Annotated in this window: 15 protein-coding genes; 6 read left to right on the forward strand and 9 right to left on the reverse strand. The window is 64.2% G+C overall.

Annotated features, from left to right (window positions below; all coding sequences use genetic code 11):
• Nucleotides 1-69: 69 nt before the first annotated feature.
• Nucleotides 70-1,974 carry a DNA mismatch repair endonuclease MutL gene (mutL, locus tag OX459_RS02200; protein ID WP_289903609.1) on the reverse strand — a complete coding sequence of 635 codons (1,905 nt, stop codon included), beginning with the start codon at nt 1,972-1,974 and terminating at the stop codon, nt 70-72.
• 38 nt (nt 1,975-2,012) lie between these two features.
• Nucleotides 2,013-2,951, reverse strand: a complete 939-nt coding sequence (locus OX459_RS02205; RefSeq protein ID WP_289903611.1) for a peptidylprolyl isomerase — start codon at nt 2,949-2,951, stop codon at nt 2,013-2,015.
• 248 nt (nt 2,952-3,199) lie between these two features.
• Here OX459_RS02205 and OX459_RS02210 point away from each other — a divergent pair, with 248 nt between their 5' ends.
• The gene (locus OX459_RS02210; protein WP_071075583.1) at nt 3,200-3,850 is read left to right on the forward strand and encodes a VTT domain-containing protein; all 651 of its coding nucleotides are present in this window, start codon (nt 3,200-3,202) and stop codon (nt 3,848-3,850) included.
• Between the two features lie 99 nt (nt 3,851-3,949).
• On the opposite strand, the gene OX459_RS02215 is transcribed toward OX459_RS02210, so the two are convergent.
• Entirely contained in the window at nt 3,950-4,141 is a 192-nt protein-coding gene (locus tag OX459_RS02215) for a hypothetical protein (protein WP_251351786.1), read from the reverse strand.
• Between OX459_RS02215 and OX459_RS02220 the strand changes: the two genes are divergently transcribed.
• Nucleotides 4,059-5,039 carry a carbonic anhydrase family protein gene (locus tag OX459_RS02220; RefSeq protein WP_289903613.1) on the forward strand — a complete coding sequence of 327 codons (981 nt, stop codon included), beginning with the start codon at nt 4,059-4,061 and terminating at the stop codon, nt 5,037-5,039. The two genes, OX459_RS02215 and OX459_RS02220, sit on opposite strands and share 83 nt — an antisense overlap.
• A 98-nt stretch (nt 5,040-5,137) precedes the next feature.
• Here the strand turns inward: OX459_RS02220 and OX459_RS02225 are convergent, their stop codons facing one another.
• From OX459_RS02225 to tsaE, 3 genes are read right to left on the reverse strand one after another with little or no spacing between them, the layout of a single operon-like run.
• Entirely contained in the window at nt 5,138-5,974 is an 837-nt protein-coding gene (locus tag OX459_RS02225; RefSeq protein WP_289903615.1) for a D-hexose-6-phosphate mutarotase, read from the reverse strand.
• 14 nt (nt 5,975-5,988) lie between these two features.
• Entirely contained in the window at nt 5,989-7,389 is a 1,401-nt protein-coding gene (locus OX459_RS02230) for an N-acetylmuramoyl-L-alanine amidase (RefSeq protein WP_289903617.1), read from the reverse strand.
• Nucleotides 7,353-7,841, reverse strand: a complete 489-nt coding sequence (tsaE, locus tag OX459_RS02235) for a tRNA (adenosine(37)-N6)-threonylcarbamoyltransferase complex ATPase subunit type 1 TsaE (protein WP_092714150.1) — start codon at nt 7,839-7,841, stop codon at nt 7,353-7,355. The genes OX459_RS02230 and tsaE overlap by 37 nt, the downstream gene beginning before the upstream one ends.
• A 78-nt stretch (nt 7,842-7,919) precedes the next feature.
• Between tsaE and queG the strand changes: the two genes are divergently transcribed.
• A complete protein-coding gene (gene queG, locus OX459_RS02240) occupies nt 7,920-9,011 on the forward strand; it encodes a tRNA epoxyqueuosine(34) reductase QueG (RefSeq protein ID WP_289903621.1) in 1,092 nt (363 codons plus the stop codon).
• 7 nt (nt 9,012-9,018) lie between these two features.
• Here the strand turns inward: queG and OX459_RS02245 are convergent, their stop codons facing one another.
• A complete protein-coding gene (locus OX459_RS02245; RefSeq protein WP_289903623.1) occupies nt 9,019-9,363 on the reverse strand; it encodes a DUF3052 family protein in 345 nt (114 codons plus the stop codon).
• A 146-nt stretch (nt 9,364-9,509) separates the two neighbouring features.
• Here OX459_RS02245 and OX459_RS02250 point away from each other — a divergent pair, with 146 nt between their 5' ends.
• Nucleotides 9,510-10,169, forward strand: a complete 660-nt coding sequence (locus OX459_RS02250; RefSeq protein ID WP_289903624.1) for a PadR family transcriptional regulator — start codon at nt 9,510-9,512, stop codon at nt 10,167-10,169.
• A 22-nt stretch (nt 10,170-10,191) separates the two neighbouring features.
• Entirely contained in the window at nt 10,192-11,019 is an 828-nt protein-coding gene (locus OX459_RS02255; RefSeq protein WP_289903626.1) for a siderophore-interacting protein, read from the forward strand.
• Between the two features lie 46 nt (nt 11,020-11,065).
• On the opposite strand, the gene OX459_RS02260 is transcribed toward OX459_RS02255, so the two are convergent.
• Both OX459_RS02260 and OX459_RS02265 read right to left on the reverse strand, forming a co-directional pair.
• Nucleotides 11,066-11,650, reverse strand: coding sequence for a response regulator (locus OX459_RS02260; protein ID WP_034780029.1), 585 nt, complete (start codon nt 11,648-11,650; stop codon nt 11,066-11,068).
• A gap of 32 nt (nt 11,651-11,682) precedes the next feature.
• Nucleotides 11,683-13,701 (reverse strand): PAS domain S-box protein, encoded by a 2,019-nt coding sequence (locus OX459_RS02265; protein WP_289903628.1) that lies wholly within the window; start codon nt 13,699-13,701, stop codon nt 11,683-11,685.
• Nucleotides 13,702-13,846: 145 nt separating this feature from the next.
• On the opposite strand from OX459_RS02265, the gene OX459_RS02270 reads away from it, so the two are divergent.
• Complete coding sequence (locus tag OX459_RS02270; RefSeq protein ID WP_251351784.1) at nt 13,847-14,839, forward strand: TRAP transporter substrate-binding protein; 993 nt, start codon at nt 13,847-13,849, stop codon at nt 14,837-14,839.
• Nucleotides 14,840-14,890: the final 51 nt, after the last annotated feature.

Below are 14,890 nucleotides of genomic sequence, written 5' to 3' on the forward strand. Positions count from 1 at the left end.
GCAAGAGCGACTGGAAAAACGTTCAGGGCGAAGCAGTGCAACGCCGCCATGGACGTTTTTCAGGCTCTTTTATTGGCCGCGCAGGAACAGTTTATCGAGCGCGTTGATTTCGACCTGCACCCACGTCGGCCGGCCATGGTTGCACTGGTCGGCGCGTTCCGTGCTCTCCATCTGGCGCAGCAGGGCGTTCATTTCCTGCACCGACAGGATGCGGTTGGCGCGCACGGCGGTGTGGCAGGCCAGGGTGCCCAGCAATTCGTTCTGGCGCTCGATCAGCACGCGCGAGCCTCCGTATTCGCGCACGTCGCGCAGTACGTCGCGCGCCAGCGTTTGCGCATCGGCGTTTTTCAGCAGGGTCGGCACGGAACGCACGGCCAGGGTGGTGGGCGACAGGGCAGCGATGTCGAAGCCCAGCGCCTTCAAGGTGTCCTGGTTTTCATTCGCCGTCGACACTTCGATGGCGTCCGCATAAAAGGTCACGGGGATCAGCAAGGATTGCACTTGCATGTCCTGCCCGGACACCTGCGCCTGCAGCGCGTTTTTCAGCTGTTCATAGAGGATGCGCTCGTGCGCGGCGTGCATGTCGACCAGCACCAGGCCCTTGGTATTTTGCGCCAATATATAAATACCGTGCAGCTGGGCCAGGGCAAAGCCCAGCGGATATTCTTCGCGCGCCATCGCTTCGGGCGAGGCGATGTAGGGCTCCGCCTGCGTGATCGGCGAGGATGCGGCGCCGCCGAACAGGGCGCCGTAGGCCGCCGTGTCCTGGGCCACGCCTGGCGCGTCGGCAAAGAAGGGGCGGGCCGCGCCGGGCGAGGCGGGCGCGAAGGTATTCGTAAATTGCGCGCCGAACGAGGTTTGCGTCTGTTCGCGGCGCCAGATGCCAGGTCCACCCAAACCCGCGCCCGCGGTATCACCGCCGAGGCTGGAGGCGGCCGGCAGGGGCGCCGGCACGCTGCCGAAGGCCGTGGCCGACGTTTGCGCCAGCGCGCGCTGCACGGCGTGGAAAACGAATTGGTGCACGGAGCGGCTGTCGCGGAAGCGCACTTCGATCTTCGACGGGTGCACGTTGACGTCGACCAGGGCCGGGTCGAGGTCGAGCGCCAGCACGTAGGAGGGAAAGCGGTCGCCGTGCAGCACGTCTTGGTAGGCCATGCGCACGGCGTGCACCAGCAGCTTGTCGCGCACGAAGCGCCCGTTGACATAAAAGAACTGGCCGTCGGCGCGCGCCTTGGACGCCGTTGGCAAGCCGGCAAAGCCGTGGATGCGCAAGGTGCCGGCCGATTCGTCCAGCGCCAGGCGGGCTTCGGCGAAGTCATTGCCCAGGATGTGGGCGCTGCGCTTGGCCAGTTCGCTGATATTCCACTGGTCGATGGTGCGGCCGTTGTGCGACAGCGAGAACGATACGTCCGGCCGCGCCAGGGCGATGCGGCGCACGACTTCGGCGCAGTGGCCATACTCCGTCTGTTCCGATTTGAGGAATTTGCGCCGCGCGGGCGTGTTGAAATACAGGTCTTGCACGTCGACCGTGGTGCCGTGCGCGCCTGACGACGGAGAGACGCTGCCATTGTGCGAGCCGACGATTTCCCAGGCGTGGGCCGCGTCGGCCGTGCGCGACGTCACGGTGACGGCGGCGACCGAAGCGATCGAGGCCAGTGCTTCGCCGCGAAAGCCCAGGGTACCCACGTTTTCCAGGTCGTGCAGGGACGCGATCTTCGACGTGGCGTGGCGTGCCAGGGCCAGCGGCAGCTGATCTTTATCGATGCCGCGCCCGTTATCGGTAATCGCGATGCGTTTCACGCCCCCTTCTTCCAGCCGTACCGTGATCTGCGTGGCGCCCGAGTCGAGCGCGTTTTCCAGCAGCTCCTTGACGACGGCGGATGGCCGTTCGACCACCTCGCCGGCGGCGATTTGCGAAATCAACTGGTCAGGCAGGGCCTGGATCGGACGGTGGGGCGTGATGGGAGCGTTCATCCCCTGATTATAACGGGTTGCGAATTGCCGGGCACCGGCTACTTCGCCACCTCCCGCACCGGTATCGGCGCATTGCACACGTCGACATGGCCGGCCGTGACCTTGCTCCACGGGCCGCCGCGGTGGCGCTGGGCTTCCAGCACGGCCTGGTAGGCGGCGCTGTCGGTGCGCATCACTTCCAGGTTGCTGCGCTGCGCCAAAGGCACGCTGGCAGCCAGGCGGATGGCCTTGATCGGCACGTTTTTCTCGGGGCTGTCATAAAAGCCCATGGGGCCCGTGCCGCGGGGCAGGGTGGACAGCAATGGCATGCCGGAGACGACTCTGCCGACGACGGTGATGTCGCGGTCCAGGTGGCGCGGCGACTGGCCGATGACGGCGTACAGCTCCGTGCCGCCACCGCTGTCGCTGGCGCTGTCGCGCCCCACGCCCACGGTGGCATAGCAATGCGTGAGCCAGGCCGTGCCGGTTTTCTGATCGCGCGCGGACGGGAAACCGTTCGAATGGCCGACTTGCGGCGCATAGCCGTCGACGTCCGGCAGGCGCGTGAAGCTCTTGACGTTTGTCAAAGGTACCGTAAATTCGCCGGGCAGGGTGCGCCGGGCATGCTGGATCGGTTTTGGATTTTTCTCGTTCGGATCGCCCCACTGCGCCACCCAGTTGTCCTGCGCGCGCGTGATGGCCAGGCCGTCGTAATACTGCTCGGCCACCAGGGCCTTGATGTTGGCCACGTGTTTCGGCGCGAAGTCCGGCGCCAGTTCGATCACCACGCGGCCGGCGGGAATGTCCAGGTACAGGGTGTTGTCCGGGTCCAGCGCACGCCAGTCGGACGGCTTCGAAGCCTTGATCACGTCGGCCAAGGTCGCCTTGGCGGGCAGTTCGGCGGGCGCCTTGATCTGGACGGGCGCCGCGTGGGCAGTCAGATGTGCAAGGCCCAGTACGGTGGCCATGGTCAGGCCGCTCAGTGGGTGTCGATACATGTTTTCTCCTGGTCGACGCGGGTTGCGCCGTGCAGAAAGTGTATACCGGAATGCCAATATTTCGTTGGAAAAACATTGCATATGGCAATCCTGACAGTTGCCTGCCGATAAGGCGTTTCCTTAACCTTTACTTAAAATGCCACGCCGCCAAGGGCGCTGCCGAATTAATCACGAAATATCGGCCTGGGGACTGCCGTTGCGCTGGCTGGGTGGTGTATGATTCCGCCGCTACCTTTAGGGAAAAATATATGGATTTTGTGCAATTCCTCGACATGATCGTGCATGTCGACAAGACGCTGGGTCTCTTGATCGAGCAGTACGGTACCCTCGTGTATGCGGTGCTGTTTGCCATTATTTTTTGCGAGACAGGCCTCGTGGTGCTGTTTTTCTTCCCTGGGGATACCTTATTGTTTATCGCCGGCGCGTTTTGCGCGACGGGACAGATGCACCTGGGCTTGCTGATAGCCTTGCTGGTGACGGCCGCCGTCACGGGCAACACGCTCAATTACTGGATAGGCGAGGCCATCGGGCAAAGGGTGTTTACCCACGATTACCGCTGGATCAACAAGGATGCCATGCGCCGCACGCATGAATTCTTTGAAAAGCACGGCGGCAAGACCATCATCCTGGCCCGTTTCGTACCGGTGGTGCGCACCTTCGCGCCGTTCGTGGCTGGCATTTCCGACATGACGCATGCGCGCTTCCAGATGTACAACGTGACGGGCGCCCTGTTGTGGGTGGTCGGTCTGGTGACGGCCGGTTACTTCTTCGGCAATATCCCATGGATCCGCGACCACCTGACCTTGATCGTGCTGATCGGAGTCGGCGCCGCCGTCGTGCCGGTGGTACTGGGCGGCATGTGGAAACTCTACAAGCGCATGGTCGGCAAGTCGGCGTAAGGCCGCATGGATCCGGGGCAAGCGCGCTGCGGCACAGCCCGCAGCCGGCCCCGGATCCCGTTTTTCTCTGTCTTGTTTCTGTTTTACTCCCGCCCTGATTCAAGTTTTGTTGCTTTCCAGCCGTAAACCAGAGGGTATTCTCACTTTCTGGATTTCCATGCGACATTTGAGCGCCCTGTTAGCTTGCAGCCTTGCCGCGATGGCGGCCATGGCAAGCGCCAAAGATGCCCCCGCTTCGGCGAGCGCCGCTGCATCCGCGCCCATGTCGGCGTCGGCGCGTGCGGCCGCCATGAAAACCCTGACCGAATCGGTGAAGGGCAAGGAGGCCAAGGCGCCTGTCGTCGTCGCGCCGACGGCGCGCGAGAAGGAAGAAGCGGCCGAAGTCGACCTGTCCGAACGCATCGCGGCGCGCCTGGCGGAAATGCGCGCCACCCAGGCGGCCCGCGCCGCCGCCCGCGCCAAGCGCGCCGCCGTGGTGAAGGCCGCGCCGCCGCCACCGCCACCCGTGCCGCGCGGCACGCACTGGTCGTACGAGGGCGACAGCGGCCCGTCCAACTGGAGCAAGATCAATGTCGACTGGGCCAAGTGCGGCAATGGCAGCCGCCAGTCGCCGATCGATATCCGCGATGGCATGAAGGTGGAGCTTGAACAGATCAGCTTTGACTACCACCCGTCGTCGTTCAATGTGGTCGACAATGGCCACACGGTGCAGGTGGGCGTCAGCGGCGGCAATTACATCACGGTGCAGAACCGCATGTTCGAACTGCAGCAATTCCATTTTCACCGGCCGTCCGAAGAGCGCATCAATGGCAAGGCTTTCGAGATGGTGGTGCATCTGGTGCACCGCGATGCGGAAGGCCGGCAAGCCGTGCTGGCGTTGCTGCTGGAGCGGGGCGCGCCGCAGGCGACCATCCAGACCGTGTGGAATAACCTGCCGCTGGAAAAATTCGAGACCATGCAGCCGACCATCCTGCTCGACCCGGCCGAGATGCTGCCGACGCGGCGCGATTACTACACCTACATGGGATCGATGACGGAGCCGCCTTGCAGCGAAGGCGTGTTGTGGATGGTGATGAAGCAGCCGGTGCAGGCTTCGCCGGCGCAGATGGCGCTGTTCAGCCGTTTGTATCCCTTGAATGCGCGCCCGATTCAGCCTGCCAACGGCCGCATCATCAAGGAGTCGAATTAAGAGCGCCTGAGCAAAGCCCATGGCGTTGTTACCCCGCCTCGTCGTACATGCGTACTGTCTTCGGCGAGGCGCCTAGCCCTGGACTTTTTCAGTCACTCTTATATAAATTCAAGGCGCTGGCGGCCGGTCCATTCGGCGCCGGCAGCCAGCGTATCGGGCTGGATCAGGGCTGGCTCGATGCAGAGGAAGCGCTGGTACTCGTCGTCGGCCAGGTCGGACAGGGCGGCCGCGTCTTGCGCACCGGGATTCCACACGACGGCATCCGTAAAGCCCTGCTGTTCCAGGCGCAGGGTATGGCTGCCGGATTGCAGGCTCAAGGCGCCCGGCAACTGGTAGTAGATGCGGTCCAGCTTGTCCTCGAATTGCAGCACCTCTTCCGCCTGCAAGGCGTCTTGCGGCGTCTCGTCCGAATAGCGCACGCGCTGCAAGCCGCCAATGCGCGCCTCGCTCAATTGATCAATCGCAAAATAGCTGTGCAGGGCGGCCGAGAACGGAAACGCCTGTTCGCCCGTGTTGTGCACGGACAGGTGCAGTTCCAGCGATTGCGCCTTGACGGCCACGCGCAGGCGCAGGGTGAAGGCATAAGGCCAGGCGGCGGCGATAGCTTCCGGCAAGTCAGCCTGGGTCAGGACAAATTGCGCCCAGGCTGCGCCATCGGCGTCGCCCGTCGATTCCAGCTGCCACGTCGCCACGCGCGCAAAGCCGTGGCGCATGCCCGTGCCGCGCGCGCCGAACTGGGGGAAGATCACGGGCACGCCGCCACGGATGGCGCGGCTGCCATCGAGGCTCGATGCGCGGCTGCAGAACAGGCGCTCCTGGCCATCGCTGGTCTGCCACGAGACCAGGTGGCCGCCGTACAGGGTGACGGTCGCCTGCGCGCCGTCTGCGGCGCGGATGGTCACGGCCGGCAGCTGGCCAAAAGTGCTGTTGCTCATGCTAGGCTTTCATGTCAGGTCAGGCGGCTTTTCGCCAGCGGCGGATTCTTGGCAAAGTAATTCTTGATGCCCGTGACGATGGCGTCGGCCATCTGGTCCTGGTAGCCGTTGTCGGTCAGCTTGGCTTCTTCTTCCGGATTCGAGATGAACGCCGTCTCGATCAGGATGGAGGGAATGTCGGGCGCCTTCAGCACGGCGAAGCCGGCCTGCTCGACGGAACCTTTGTGCAGGCGGTTGATGCCGCCGATTTCGCGCAGCACGGCCTTGCCCAGCTTCATGCTGTCATTGATCTGTGCCGTCGTCGACAGGTCGAGCAGCACGCTGGCCAGCTGCTTGTCGTGGTTCTTCACGTTGACGCCGCCGATCAGGTCGGCCTGGTTTTCCTTGTTGGCCAGCCAGCGCGCGGCCGTCGAAGTGGCGCCCTTTTCGGACAGCACGAAGACGGACGAGCCGCGCGCCGTCGGCTGGATGAAGGCGTCGGCGTGGATGGAGACGAACAAATCGGCCTGCACCTTGCGCGCCTTTTCCACGCGCATGCCCAGCGGGACGAAGAAATCGGCGTCGCGCGTGAGCATGACGCGCATGTTCGGCTGCAGTTCCAGCTTGGTCTTGAGGCGCTTGGCGATGGCCAGCACCACGTCTTTTTCGCGACTGCCCCTGCTGCCCATGGCGCCCGGGTCTTCGCCGCCGTGGCCGGGATCGAGCGCGATGGTAATCATGCGCACCACTTTCTGGCCTGGCAGCGGGCGCGCTTCGGGGCGCTGTTCCGGACGGACGTCGGGTACGGGCGGCACGATGGGCGCTACCGGCGGCGCCACGGCGGCCACGGGCGGCTTGCCGCTCTCGGGCAGGGGCAGCGCGGGCGGCGGCGTATGCGTGCCGGCCATGGGCGGCTTGGCCGGGTCGCTCGACCAGTCGCCCTTTTCGATCATCTGCGCGATCAGGTCCGGCTCGCGCACGGGATACAGGTCGAAGATCAAACGGTGGTTATAGGAGCCGGCCGGCGGCAGGGTAAACAGCTGCGGCGTGACTTCCTCTTTCAGGTCGAACACCAGGCGCACGACGTTGGGCCGGTTCTGGCCCACGCGCACCTGCTTGATGTACGGGTCGTTCGACTGGATCTTCGCCACCAGGCCCTTCAGGGTGGGATTGAGTTCCAGCCCTTCGATGTCGACCACCAGCCGTTCCGGGTCCTTGACGATGAAGTGGGTCGCCTTGAGGATGCTGTCATTTTCCAGGGTGACGCGGGTGTAGTCCTCGGCCGGCCAGACGCGCACGGCGAGAATTTGCGCCGCCATCGCCGACATGGGCGCGAACACGGACAACAGCAGGGTGCCGCCGGCCTTGAGCACCGTGCGCCGGGTGATGGGCGAGGAGATCAAAGGTTCGGGGCGAATTTGAGACGGTGAAGGCATGACAGACCCAATTCAGAAGACGCTTGCAATTCTACATCACGTCCTGTACCCGCAACGTTCAAATAAATATTCAGGTCCGCCGGCGGCAGCACCGGTTCGGCTTTCTCCGGCCATTCGACGATGCAGATATTGCGGCCGTCGAAGTCTTCGCGAAAACCGGCGTCGAGGAACTCCTCGGCGCTGCCCATGCGGTACAGGTCGAAGTGGATGACGTTGACGCTCTGGCCATCGAGCCGCACCGTGTACGGTTCGGACAAGGTGTAGGTGGGGCTTTTCACGTGTCCAGCATGGCCGGCCGCGTGCAGCAGGGCGCGGGTAAGGGCCGTCTTGCCGGCGCCCAGGTCGCCGTGCAGGTAGATGGCCAGGCCCGGCGCCAGCGCGCGCGCCAGCGCGGCGCCCAGCGCGGCGGTACCGGCTTCGTCGTGGAGGTGGGCTTTGAAGTGTTCGGTCATTATCTTCTGTATCGCATAAAATGGAGGCTGCTGTCATTGTAACCGCCCGCGCGCCTGCCGTTTTCCGTAAAGTCCCCTATGTCCGCCACCGTCACCGATCTCGCCTTTCTAGCGCGTACCATTAAAGAATGGGGGCGCGAGCTGGGTTTTGCCGAGGTGCGCATCGCCGACGTGGACCTGTCGCACATGGAAGCGCCCTTGCAGGCCTGGCTCGATGCAGGGTATCACGGCGAAATGGATTACATGGCCAGCCACGGCATGAAGCGCGCCCGCCCGGCCGAACTGGTGCCAGGCACGGTGCGCGCCATCAGCGCGCGCATGAATTATCTGCCGCCGGCGCTGGGGCCCGACTGGCGCGAACGCGAGGCGGCGCGCGATGCTGATCCTGCGGCGGCCGTGATCTCCGTGTATGCGCGGGGCCGCGACTATCACAAGGTGATGCGTTCGCGCCTGCAGCAGCTGGCCGAGCGCATCAAGGGCGAGATCGGCGACTTCGGCTACCGCGTCTTCAGCGATTCGGCGCCCGTGATGGAAGTCGAGCTGGCGCAAAAAGGGGGCTTGGGCTGGCGCGGCAAGCACACCTTGCTGATCAACCGCCAGGGCGGCTCCTTCTTTTTCCTTGGCGAGATCCTCATCGACGTGCCGCTGCCGGTCGACCCGCCGGAAACGCCGCGCTGCGGCCAGTGCTCGGCATGCATCACGGTGTGCCCGACGCAAGCCATCCTGGCGCCGCACAAGCTCGACGCGCGCCGCTGCATCTCCTACCTGACCATCGAATTGAAGGGCGCCATTCCCGTCGAGATGCGGCCTTTGATCGGCAACAAGGTGTACGGCTGCGACGATTGCCAGACCGTCTGCCCGTGGAACAAGTTCGCTCAGCGCGCCGTGGTGCCCGATTTCGACGAGCGCCACAGCCTGGGCAGCGCCGGTATGGTGGAGCTGTTCGCCTGGACGGAAGAAGAATTCAACCGCCGCATGGAAGGCAGCGCGATTCGCCGCATCGGCCACGAACGCTGGCTGCGCAACCTGGCCGTCGGCATGGGCAACGCGGCCGCCAAGGCCCGGGGCCAGGCCGACATCGTCGCGGCCCTGCTGTCGCGCCGCGAGCACCCGTCGGCCATCGTGCGCGAGCACGTCGAGTGGGCGCTGGCCTTGCACGGCGTCGTTTAACCCCCTCTCAAGCCTGCTTCAGGCGCAGCGCCGACCAGTTTGCGTCGATGGCGATCATTGCCACGCTGTCGAGTCCCATGGTTTGCGCAAAATTGCGGATATCGTCGCGGTGGATGTCGCTGCCCGCCTTCACGCCACCCTTGCGGTACGCCACCCAGACCGCGCCGCCGGGCGCCAAGCGCGCCTGCGCCACCGGCAGGAACTGTTCCAGTTCCGCGCGGCTGCGCGCGAACAGCACGATCCAGTCGGCATTTTCACCTTCCCGCACAAGCCGCTCTGGCGGCAACTGCGCCAGCAATTCCCCATGCTCGCCGCCGTCATTGAGCACGGCCAGGGCCGTGGCATTTTTCACATACATTTTTTCTAGGACAGTTTTGTCAGGCATGGCAGGGGCGTGTCGATTGGAGAAAGACGAGCATAACAAATTTCTCCTTGACTTATCGATATATCGTTATAAAATGGCGATACCTACTAACGATATATCTTTAAAGAGAAAACATGAGAAACTCACACCACGCAGAACATGGCCATTGCGGCCAACATCATCACCACCATCACGGCGAGCACCGTCACGACCACCGCCACGAGCACCGCGGCGAATACGCCATGCATGGCCGCGGTCCGCGCGGCTTCGACGAGCGCGGCGACGGCATGGGCCCTGGCGGCCCCGGTGGCAGGGGTGGGCGCGGCGAACGGGCCGAGCGCGTCTTCGGCCGCGGCGACCTCCCGCTGATCGTGCTGGCGCTGATCGAGATCAGCCCCCGCCACGGCTATGAAATCATCAAGGCCATCGAAGAGCGTTGCGGCGGCGCCTATGCCCCCAGCCCGGGCGCCGTGTATCCGACCCTGACCCTGCTGGAAGAGCAGGACCACGTGACGTCCTCCGAAAGCGCCAGCGGCAAGAAGCTCTACACGATCACGGACCTGGGCCGCGCCTACCTCGACGAGAACCGCGCCCAGGTGGACGGCATCCTGGCCCGCCTCGACATGTTTGCCCGCGTCCAGGCGCGCAACGCCTTGCCCGAGCGCGTGCGTCAGGCCATGCACACCCTCAAGCATGCGCTCTTGCTGAACAAGAGCAGCTGGAGCGACGCGGAAGCCGAGCGCGTCTCGGCCGTGCTGGAACAGGCGGCCAACGCCATCGTCGATGGCCACTGAGCCTACTTTACAAGGATAAGCAATGACTACTGACTCAACTGCCGCACCACGTCCGCATGCCATCGAGCGCGTGCGGCATGACTTGAAACTGCGCGTGCTCACCGTCGTGCGCACCGAGCAGCTGACGCCGCACATGCGCCGCATCACCCTGGCCGGCGACGACCTGGAGGGATTTGTCTCGCCGGCGCACGACGACCACGTGAAACTGTTCTTCCCCGCCTCCGGCGAGACCACTCCCGTGTTTCCCGTGCTGGGCAATGGTTCGAATCCCATCCAGTACGCGGAAGGCGCGCGTCCCATCGCTCGCAACTACACGCCGCGCCGCTACGACGCGGCGCGGCGCGAGCTGGAAATCGACTTCGTGCTGCATGGCGACGGCCCCGCAGCCAGCTGGGCGGCGCAAGCTGCACCCGGCCAGACCCTGGGCGTGGGCGGACCGCGCGGCTCGATGCTGGTGCCGCTTGATTTCGACTGGTATGTGCTGGTGGGCGACCAGACGGCCTTGCCGGCCATTGCCCGCCGCCTGGAGCAGCTGCCGGCCACGGCGCGCGCGACGGCCGTGATCGAGATCGTCGAAAACGGCGAACAGATCGCGTTGGAGTGCGCGGCGCAGCTGGACGTGCGCTGGGTGGCGCGCCATGGCCGCAAGGGACCGCTGCTGCTGGAGGAATTGGCGCAGGTCGCCTTGCCGCAGGATGGCGATGGCTACGTGTGGGTGGCGTGCGAGCATGCGCAGGTGCAGGGCTTGCGCGGGCATTTCATCGACGCCGGGGTGCCGAAGCAGCATCTGCACGTGGCCAGCTACTGGAAGCATGGCGTGGAAGAGCACCATGAGCATCACGACGACTGATTAGATACTTGAAACCTCGATCCGGGGTCTGACGCCGGATTTCAGTCTACTTCAACAACCCCGCAAGCTCCACCGCCGTCTTGACCTGCATCTTGTCGAAGATATGCGCGCGGTGGACTTCCACGGTGCGCATGCTGATGCCCAGCTTGTCGGCCACCACCTTGTTCATCTTCCCCGCCAAAATCAGGTCCAGCACTTCGCGTTCGCGCGTCGACAGGGTGGCCAGGCGCGCGTGCACGGCGGCCAGTTCGCCCGCCTGGCGCGAGTTGGCCAGGCCCTGCTGCACGCGGTCCATCAGGTCGTTGTCGTTGAACGGCTTTTCAAAGAAGTCGAAGGCGCCCCGTTTCAGGCTGTCGACGGCCATCGGCACGTCGCCGTGGCCGGTGAGGAAAATCACGGGCAGGCGCGCCGTCAGGTCGCGCTTGACCAGCTGGTCGAACAGGGCGATGCCGTTCATGTCGGGCATGCGCACGTCGAGCAGCACGCAGTCGCCGGCGGCGTCGAAACTGCCGTCCAGGCTATCGAGGAATTGCTGGGCGCTGGCGTAGTTGCGCGCCTCGATGCTGCGCGAGGCAGCCAGCCAGGACAGGGAGTCGCGTACGACCTCTTCGTCGTCAATGATGTGCAGCATGGTGTCTCCGGATTGTCGTTATGCGTTATTCGTTAAGGCGAGTGCGGCGCGCGCGGCGCGGCCGGCACGCTGAATGTAAAGATCGTACCGCCAGCGGGGTTGGCGCCGAAGGTCAGCGCGCCGCCGTGAAATTCGATGGCGGTGCGGCAGATGTTCAGCCCCATGCCCATGCCTTCGGACTTGGTCGAGAAAAACGGCGAAAACAGCCGCTCGGCCACGTTCTGCGGGATGCCGTGGCCATGGTCGATCACGTCCACCGTCACCATGCCCTGCTGCGCGTCGTGGCTGGCCCGCAGGCGCATGATACGCCGTCCCGGCGCCGCATCCTGCATGGCTTCGATGGCGTTGCGCGTCAGGTTCAGCAGCACTTGCTCGATCATCACGGGATCGGCACGCAGCAGCGGCAGGTCCGGCGGCAGCTCTTCCTGGATGGTGACATAGTATTTGCGCGCCTGCAGGTCGATCAGCGCGCGGATGCCGTCGATCAGGGTGCGGATGGCGATATCCTGGCGCTGCGGCTCGCTCTTGCGCACGAAATCGTGCACGCTGCGGATGATCTGGCCGGCCCGCTGCGCCTGCGCGCTGGCCTGCTCCAGCGCCGGTTTCAAGGTGCCCGGATCGACGGGGGCGTCATGCTCGATGGCGCGGCGGATCAGGTTCAGCGCCCCCGTGGTGTAGCTGGAAATGGCCGCCAGCGGCTGATTTAATTCGTGCGCCAGCATCGACGCCAGCTCGCCCATGGTGGCCAGGCGCGAACTCGTTTGCAGTTTTTCCTGCTGCTGGCGATTCAGTTCCTCGACCCGCTTGCGGTCCGAGATATCGAGCACGGAACCCATCCAGCCCGTCTGCTGGCCGTTCTTGTCCACCAGCGGCGCTTCGAAGATCAGCACCGCCACGCGCGTGCCGTCGGGGCGCTGGAAATAGGTTTCGAACTGCGGCGTGGGATTGCCGGCCAGGGCCTTGACGAAGCGCTGCTGGTATTCCTCCAGCGCCTCGGGCACCCAGTAGGGCATGGGCGGCAGGCGGCCCAGGATTTCCTCGGGCGGATAGCCGACGATCTGGCAAAACGCGGGATTCACATACGTGACTCTTCCTTCGAGGTCGCGTGCGCGCATGCCCGTCACCAGCGAGTTTTCCATCGCCGTGCGAAACAGCATCTGCTGGCGCAGCGCGCCCTCGGCCACCAGGCGGCGCGAAATATGCCGCCACAGGGCCAGCAGGCTCCATAATAAACCCAGCGAGAGGGCGATGACGGAGCCGACCAGCAGATTGGGCAGCAGCTTGGGCTGGCTTTTCACGCTGTCGGTAAACAGGGTGATGGTGGCGCCGGGCACGTCGAGCGCGCGCTTGTGCGTGTACACGCCGTGGCCGGGACCGGCGGCGGCGCGCCGCGCCAGCACCTTGTCGTCGCGGTCGATCAGCGAAATCTGGTTATCCTGCGCAAACCACCACGGCACCATTTCATCGAGCAGGCTGCTGATCTGGTAGGTGGCCACCAGGCTGCCGACATAGCGCTGGCCGTCGAACAGGGGCTGGTGGTAATCCATCAGCATGGCGCCCGGCGGCGCGTCGGGAAAGCCGCTTTGCTGCGAAGGCTGGGCATATTGGCCCCGGTGCAGGCGGCGCGCATTGTCGGCCGCCGTCAGCGAGGCTGGCGAAAACGACAACGCATGCGGCAGGCTGTTGTCGCTGGTGGCCAGCACCTTGCCGCTGGTGTCGAGCCACAGCACGCGCTGCAATTCGCGGCCATTGCGCAGCATCTGCTGCAGCCGTTCGTGCACTTTTTCTGCGCCCAGCGAGGCGCTGGCGATGTCCACGCCCAGGTTGAACAGGCTTTCCTCGTTGCGCGCCAGCTGGAAGCGGATGGTTTGCTCGACCCACAGGGTGTCGGCGATCAGCTGCTCCTGGCGTTCGTTGCTTTCCATCTGGCGCGCCTGCCAGGGCAGCCAGAACAGGATGGACAGGAACAGCAGCAGCAGGATGACGGGCAGCAGCCAGCGCATCGGGCTCGATAGCTTGAAACGGCGCGCAAAGGTGGGGGAAGTCGGCATGGCTGGCAGGGTAGCGGCTTATCGGGAGCCGGCTATTGTGGTTAACCACAATAGCCGGAGTAGTTTCTTTGGCACAATATCCAAGTAGACAAAAAATAAAGTTTTTTAAAAAACCACTCAGGAGACAAAAATGCAACTGCCGCCAATGAAAACCCTGTTCGTCGCACTGTGCGCTGCCATCGGCGCCACCGCCGGCGTCCACGCCTACGCGCAAGCGCCCATCGTCATCAAATTCAGCCACGTCGTGGCCACCGATACGCCGAAAGGCCAGGCCGCCGAGCGCTTCAAGCAGCTGGCCGAGAAAGCCACGAATGGCAAGGTCAAGGTCGAACTCTACCCGAACAGCCAGCTGTACAAGGACAAGGAAGAACTCGAAGCCCTGCAGCTGGGCGCCGTGCAGATGCTGGCGCCGTCGCTGGCCAAGTTCGGCCCCCTGGGCGTAAAGGAATTCGAAGCGTTCGACCTGCCCTACATCTTCCCCACCAAGACGGCGTTGTACAACGTCACCGAAGGCGAAATCGGCAAGAGCCTGCTGAAAAAACTGGAACCCAAGGGTATCACGGGCCTGGCCTACTGGGATAACGGCTTCAAGGTGATGTCGGCCAACAAGCCGCTGCATACGCCGGCCGACTTCAAGGGCCTGAAAATGCGCATCCAGTCGTCGAAGGTGCTCGACGCACAGATGCGCGCGCTGGGCGCCAACCCGCAGGTGCTGGCCTTCTCGGAAGTGTATCAGGCGCTGCAGACGGGCGTGGTCGACGGTACGGAAAATCCGCCATCGAATATGTACACGCAAAAGATGCATGAAGTGCAAAAGCACGTGACCGTGTCGAACCACGGTTACCTGGGCTATGCCGTCATTGTCAACAAGAAATTCTGGGATGGCTTGCCGCCCGAAATCCGCGGCCAGCTGGAAAAAGCCATGCGCGAGGCGACCACGTTTGAAAAAGCCATCGCCCAGCGCGACAATGACCAGGCCCTCGACGCCATCAAGAAGGCGGGCAGGACGCAGATCTATACCTTGACGGTGCAGGAGCAGGCCGAGTGGCGCAAGGCGCTGGCGCCCGTGCAGAAGGCCATGGAAGCGCGCATCGGCAAAGATCTGATCTCGGCCATCAACAAGGAAAGCGCGAAGTAAGCCGCAGGCTGTAGCGCGCCGCGCCGCCTGGCGCGGCAGGCAGGGCACCCT

The organism is Janthinobacterium sp. SUN026, assembly GCF_030397625.1.
GTDB classification, from domain to species: domain Bacteria; phylum Pseudomonadota; class Gammaproteobacteria; order Burkholderiales; family Burkholderiaceae_D; genus Janthinobacterium; species Janthinobacterium kumbetense.

Bases quoted from the DNA above. Each gene is read 5' to 3' on its own strand.
- mutL (WP_289903609.1), bottom strand. From the start codon at position 1,974: ATGAACGCTCCCATCACGCCCCACCGTCCGATCCAGGCCCTGCCTGAC.
- OX459_RS02205 (WP_289903611.1), bottom strand. From the start codon at position 2,951: ATGTATCGACACCCACTGAGCGGCCTGACCATGGCCACCGTACTGGGC.
- OX459_RS02210 (WP_071075583.1), top strand. From the start codon at position 3,200: ATGGATTTTGTGCAATTCCTCGACATGATCGTGCATGTCGACAAGACG.
- OX459_RS02220 (WP_289903613.1), top strand. From the start codon at position 4,059: ATGGCAAGCGCCAAAGATGCCCCCGCTTCGGCGAGCGCCGCTGCATCC.
- OX459_RS02215 (WP_251351786.1), bottom strand. From the start codon at position 4,141: ATGGCGGCCGCACGCGCCGACGCCGACATGGGCGCGGATGCAGCGGCG.
- OX459_RS02225 (WP_289903615.1), bottom strand. From the start codon at position 5,974: ATGAGCAACAGCACTTTTGGCCAGCTGCCGGCCGTGACCATCCGCGCC.
- OX459_RS02230 (WP_289903617.1), bottom strand. From the start codon at position 7,389: ATGCCTTCACCGTCTCAAATTCGCCCCGAACCTTTGATCTCCTCGCCC.
- tsaE (WP_092714150.1), bottom strand. From the start codon at position 7,841: ATGACCGAACACTTCAAAGCCCACCTCCACGACGAAGCCGGTACCGCC.
- queG (WP_289903621.1), top strand. From the start codon at position 7,920: ATGTCCGCCACCGTCACCGATCTCGCCTTTCTAGCGCGTACCATTAAA.
- OX459_RS02250 (WP_289903624.1), top strand. From the start codon at position 9,510: ATGAGAAACTCACACCACGCAGAACATGGCCATTGCGGCCAACATCAT.
- OX459_RS02255 (WP_289903626.1), top strand. From the start codon at position 10,192: ATGACTACTGACTCAACTGCCGCACCACGTCCGCATGCCATCGAGCGC.
- OX459_RS02260 (WP_034780029.1), bottom strand. From the start codon at position 11,650: ATGCTGCACATCATTGACGACGAAGAGGTCGTACGCGACTCCCTGTCC.
- OX459_RS02265 (WP_289903628.1), bottom strand. From the start codon at position 13,701: ATGCCGACTTCCCCCACCTTTGCGCGCCGTTTCAAGCTATCGAGCCCG.
- OX459_RS02270 (WP_251351784.1), top strand. From the start codon at position 13,847: ATGAAAACCCTGTTCGTCGCACTGTGCGCTGCCATCGGCGCCACCGCC.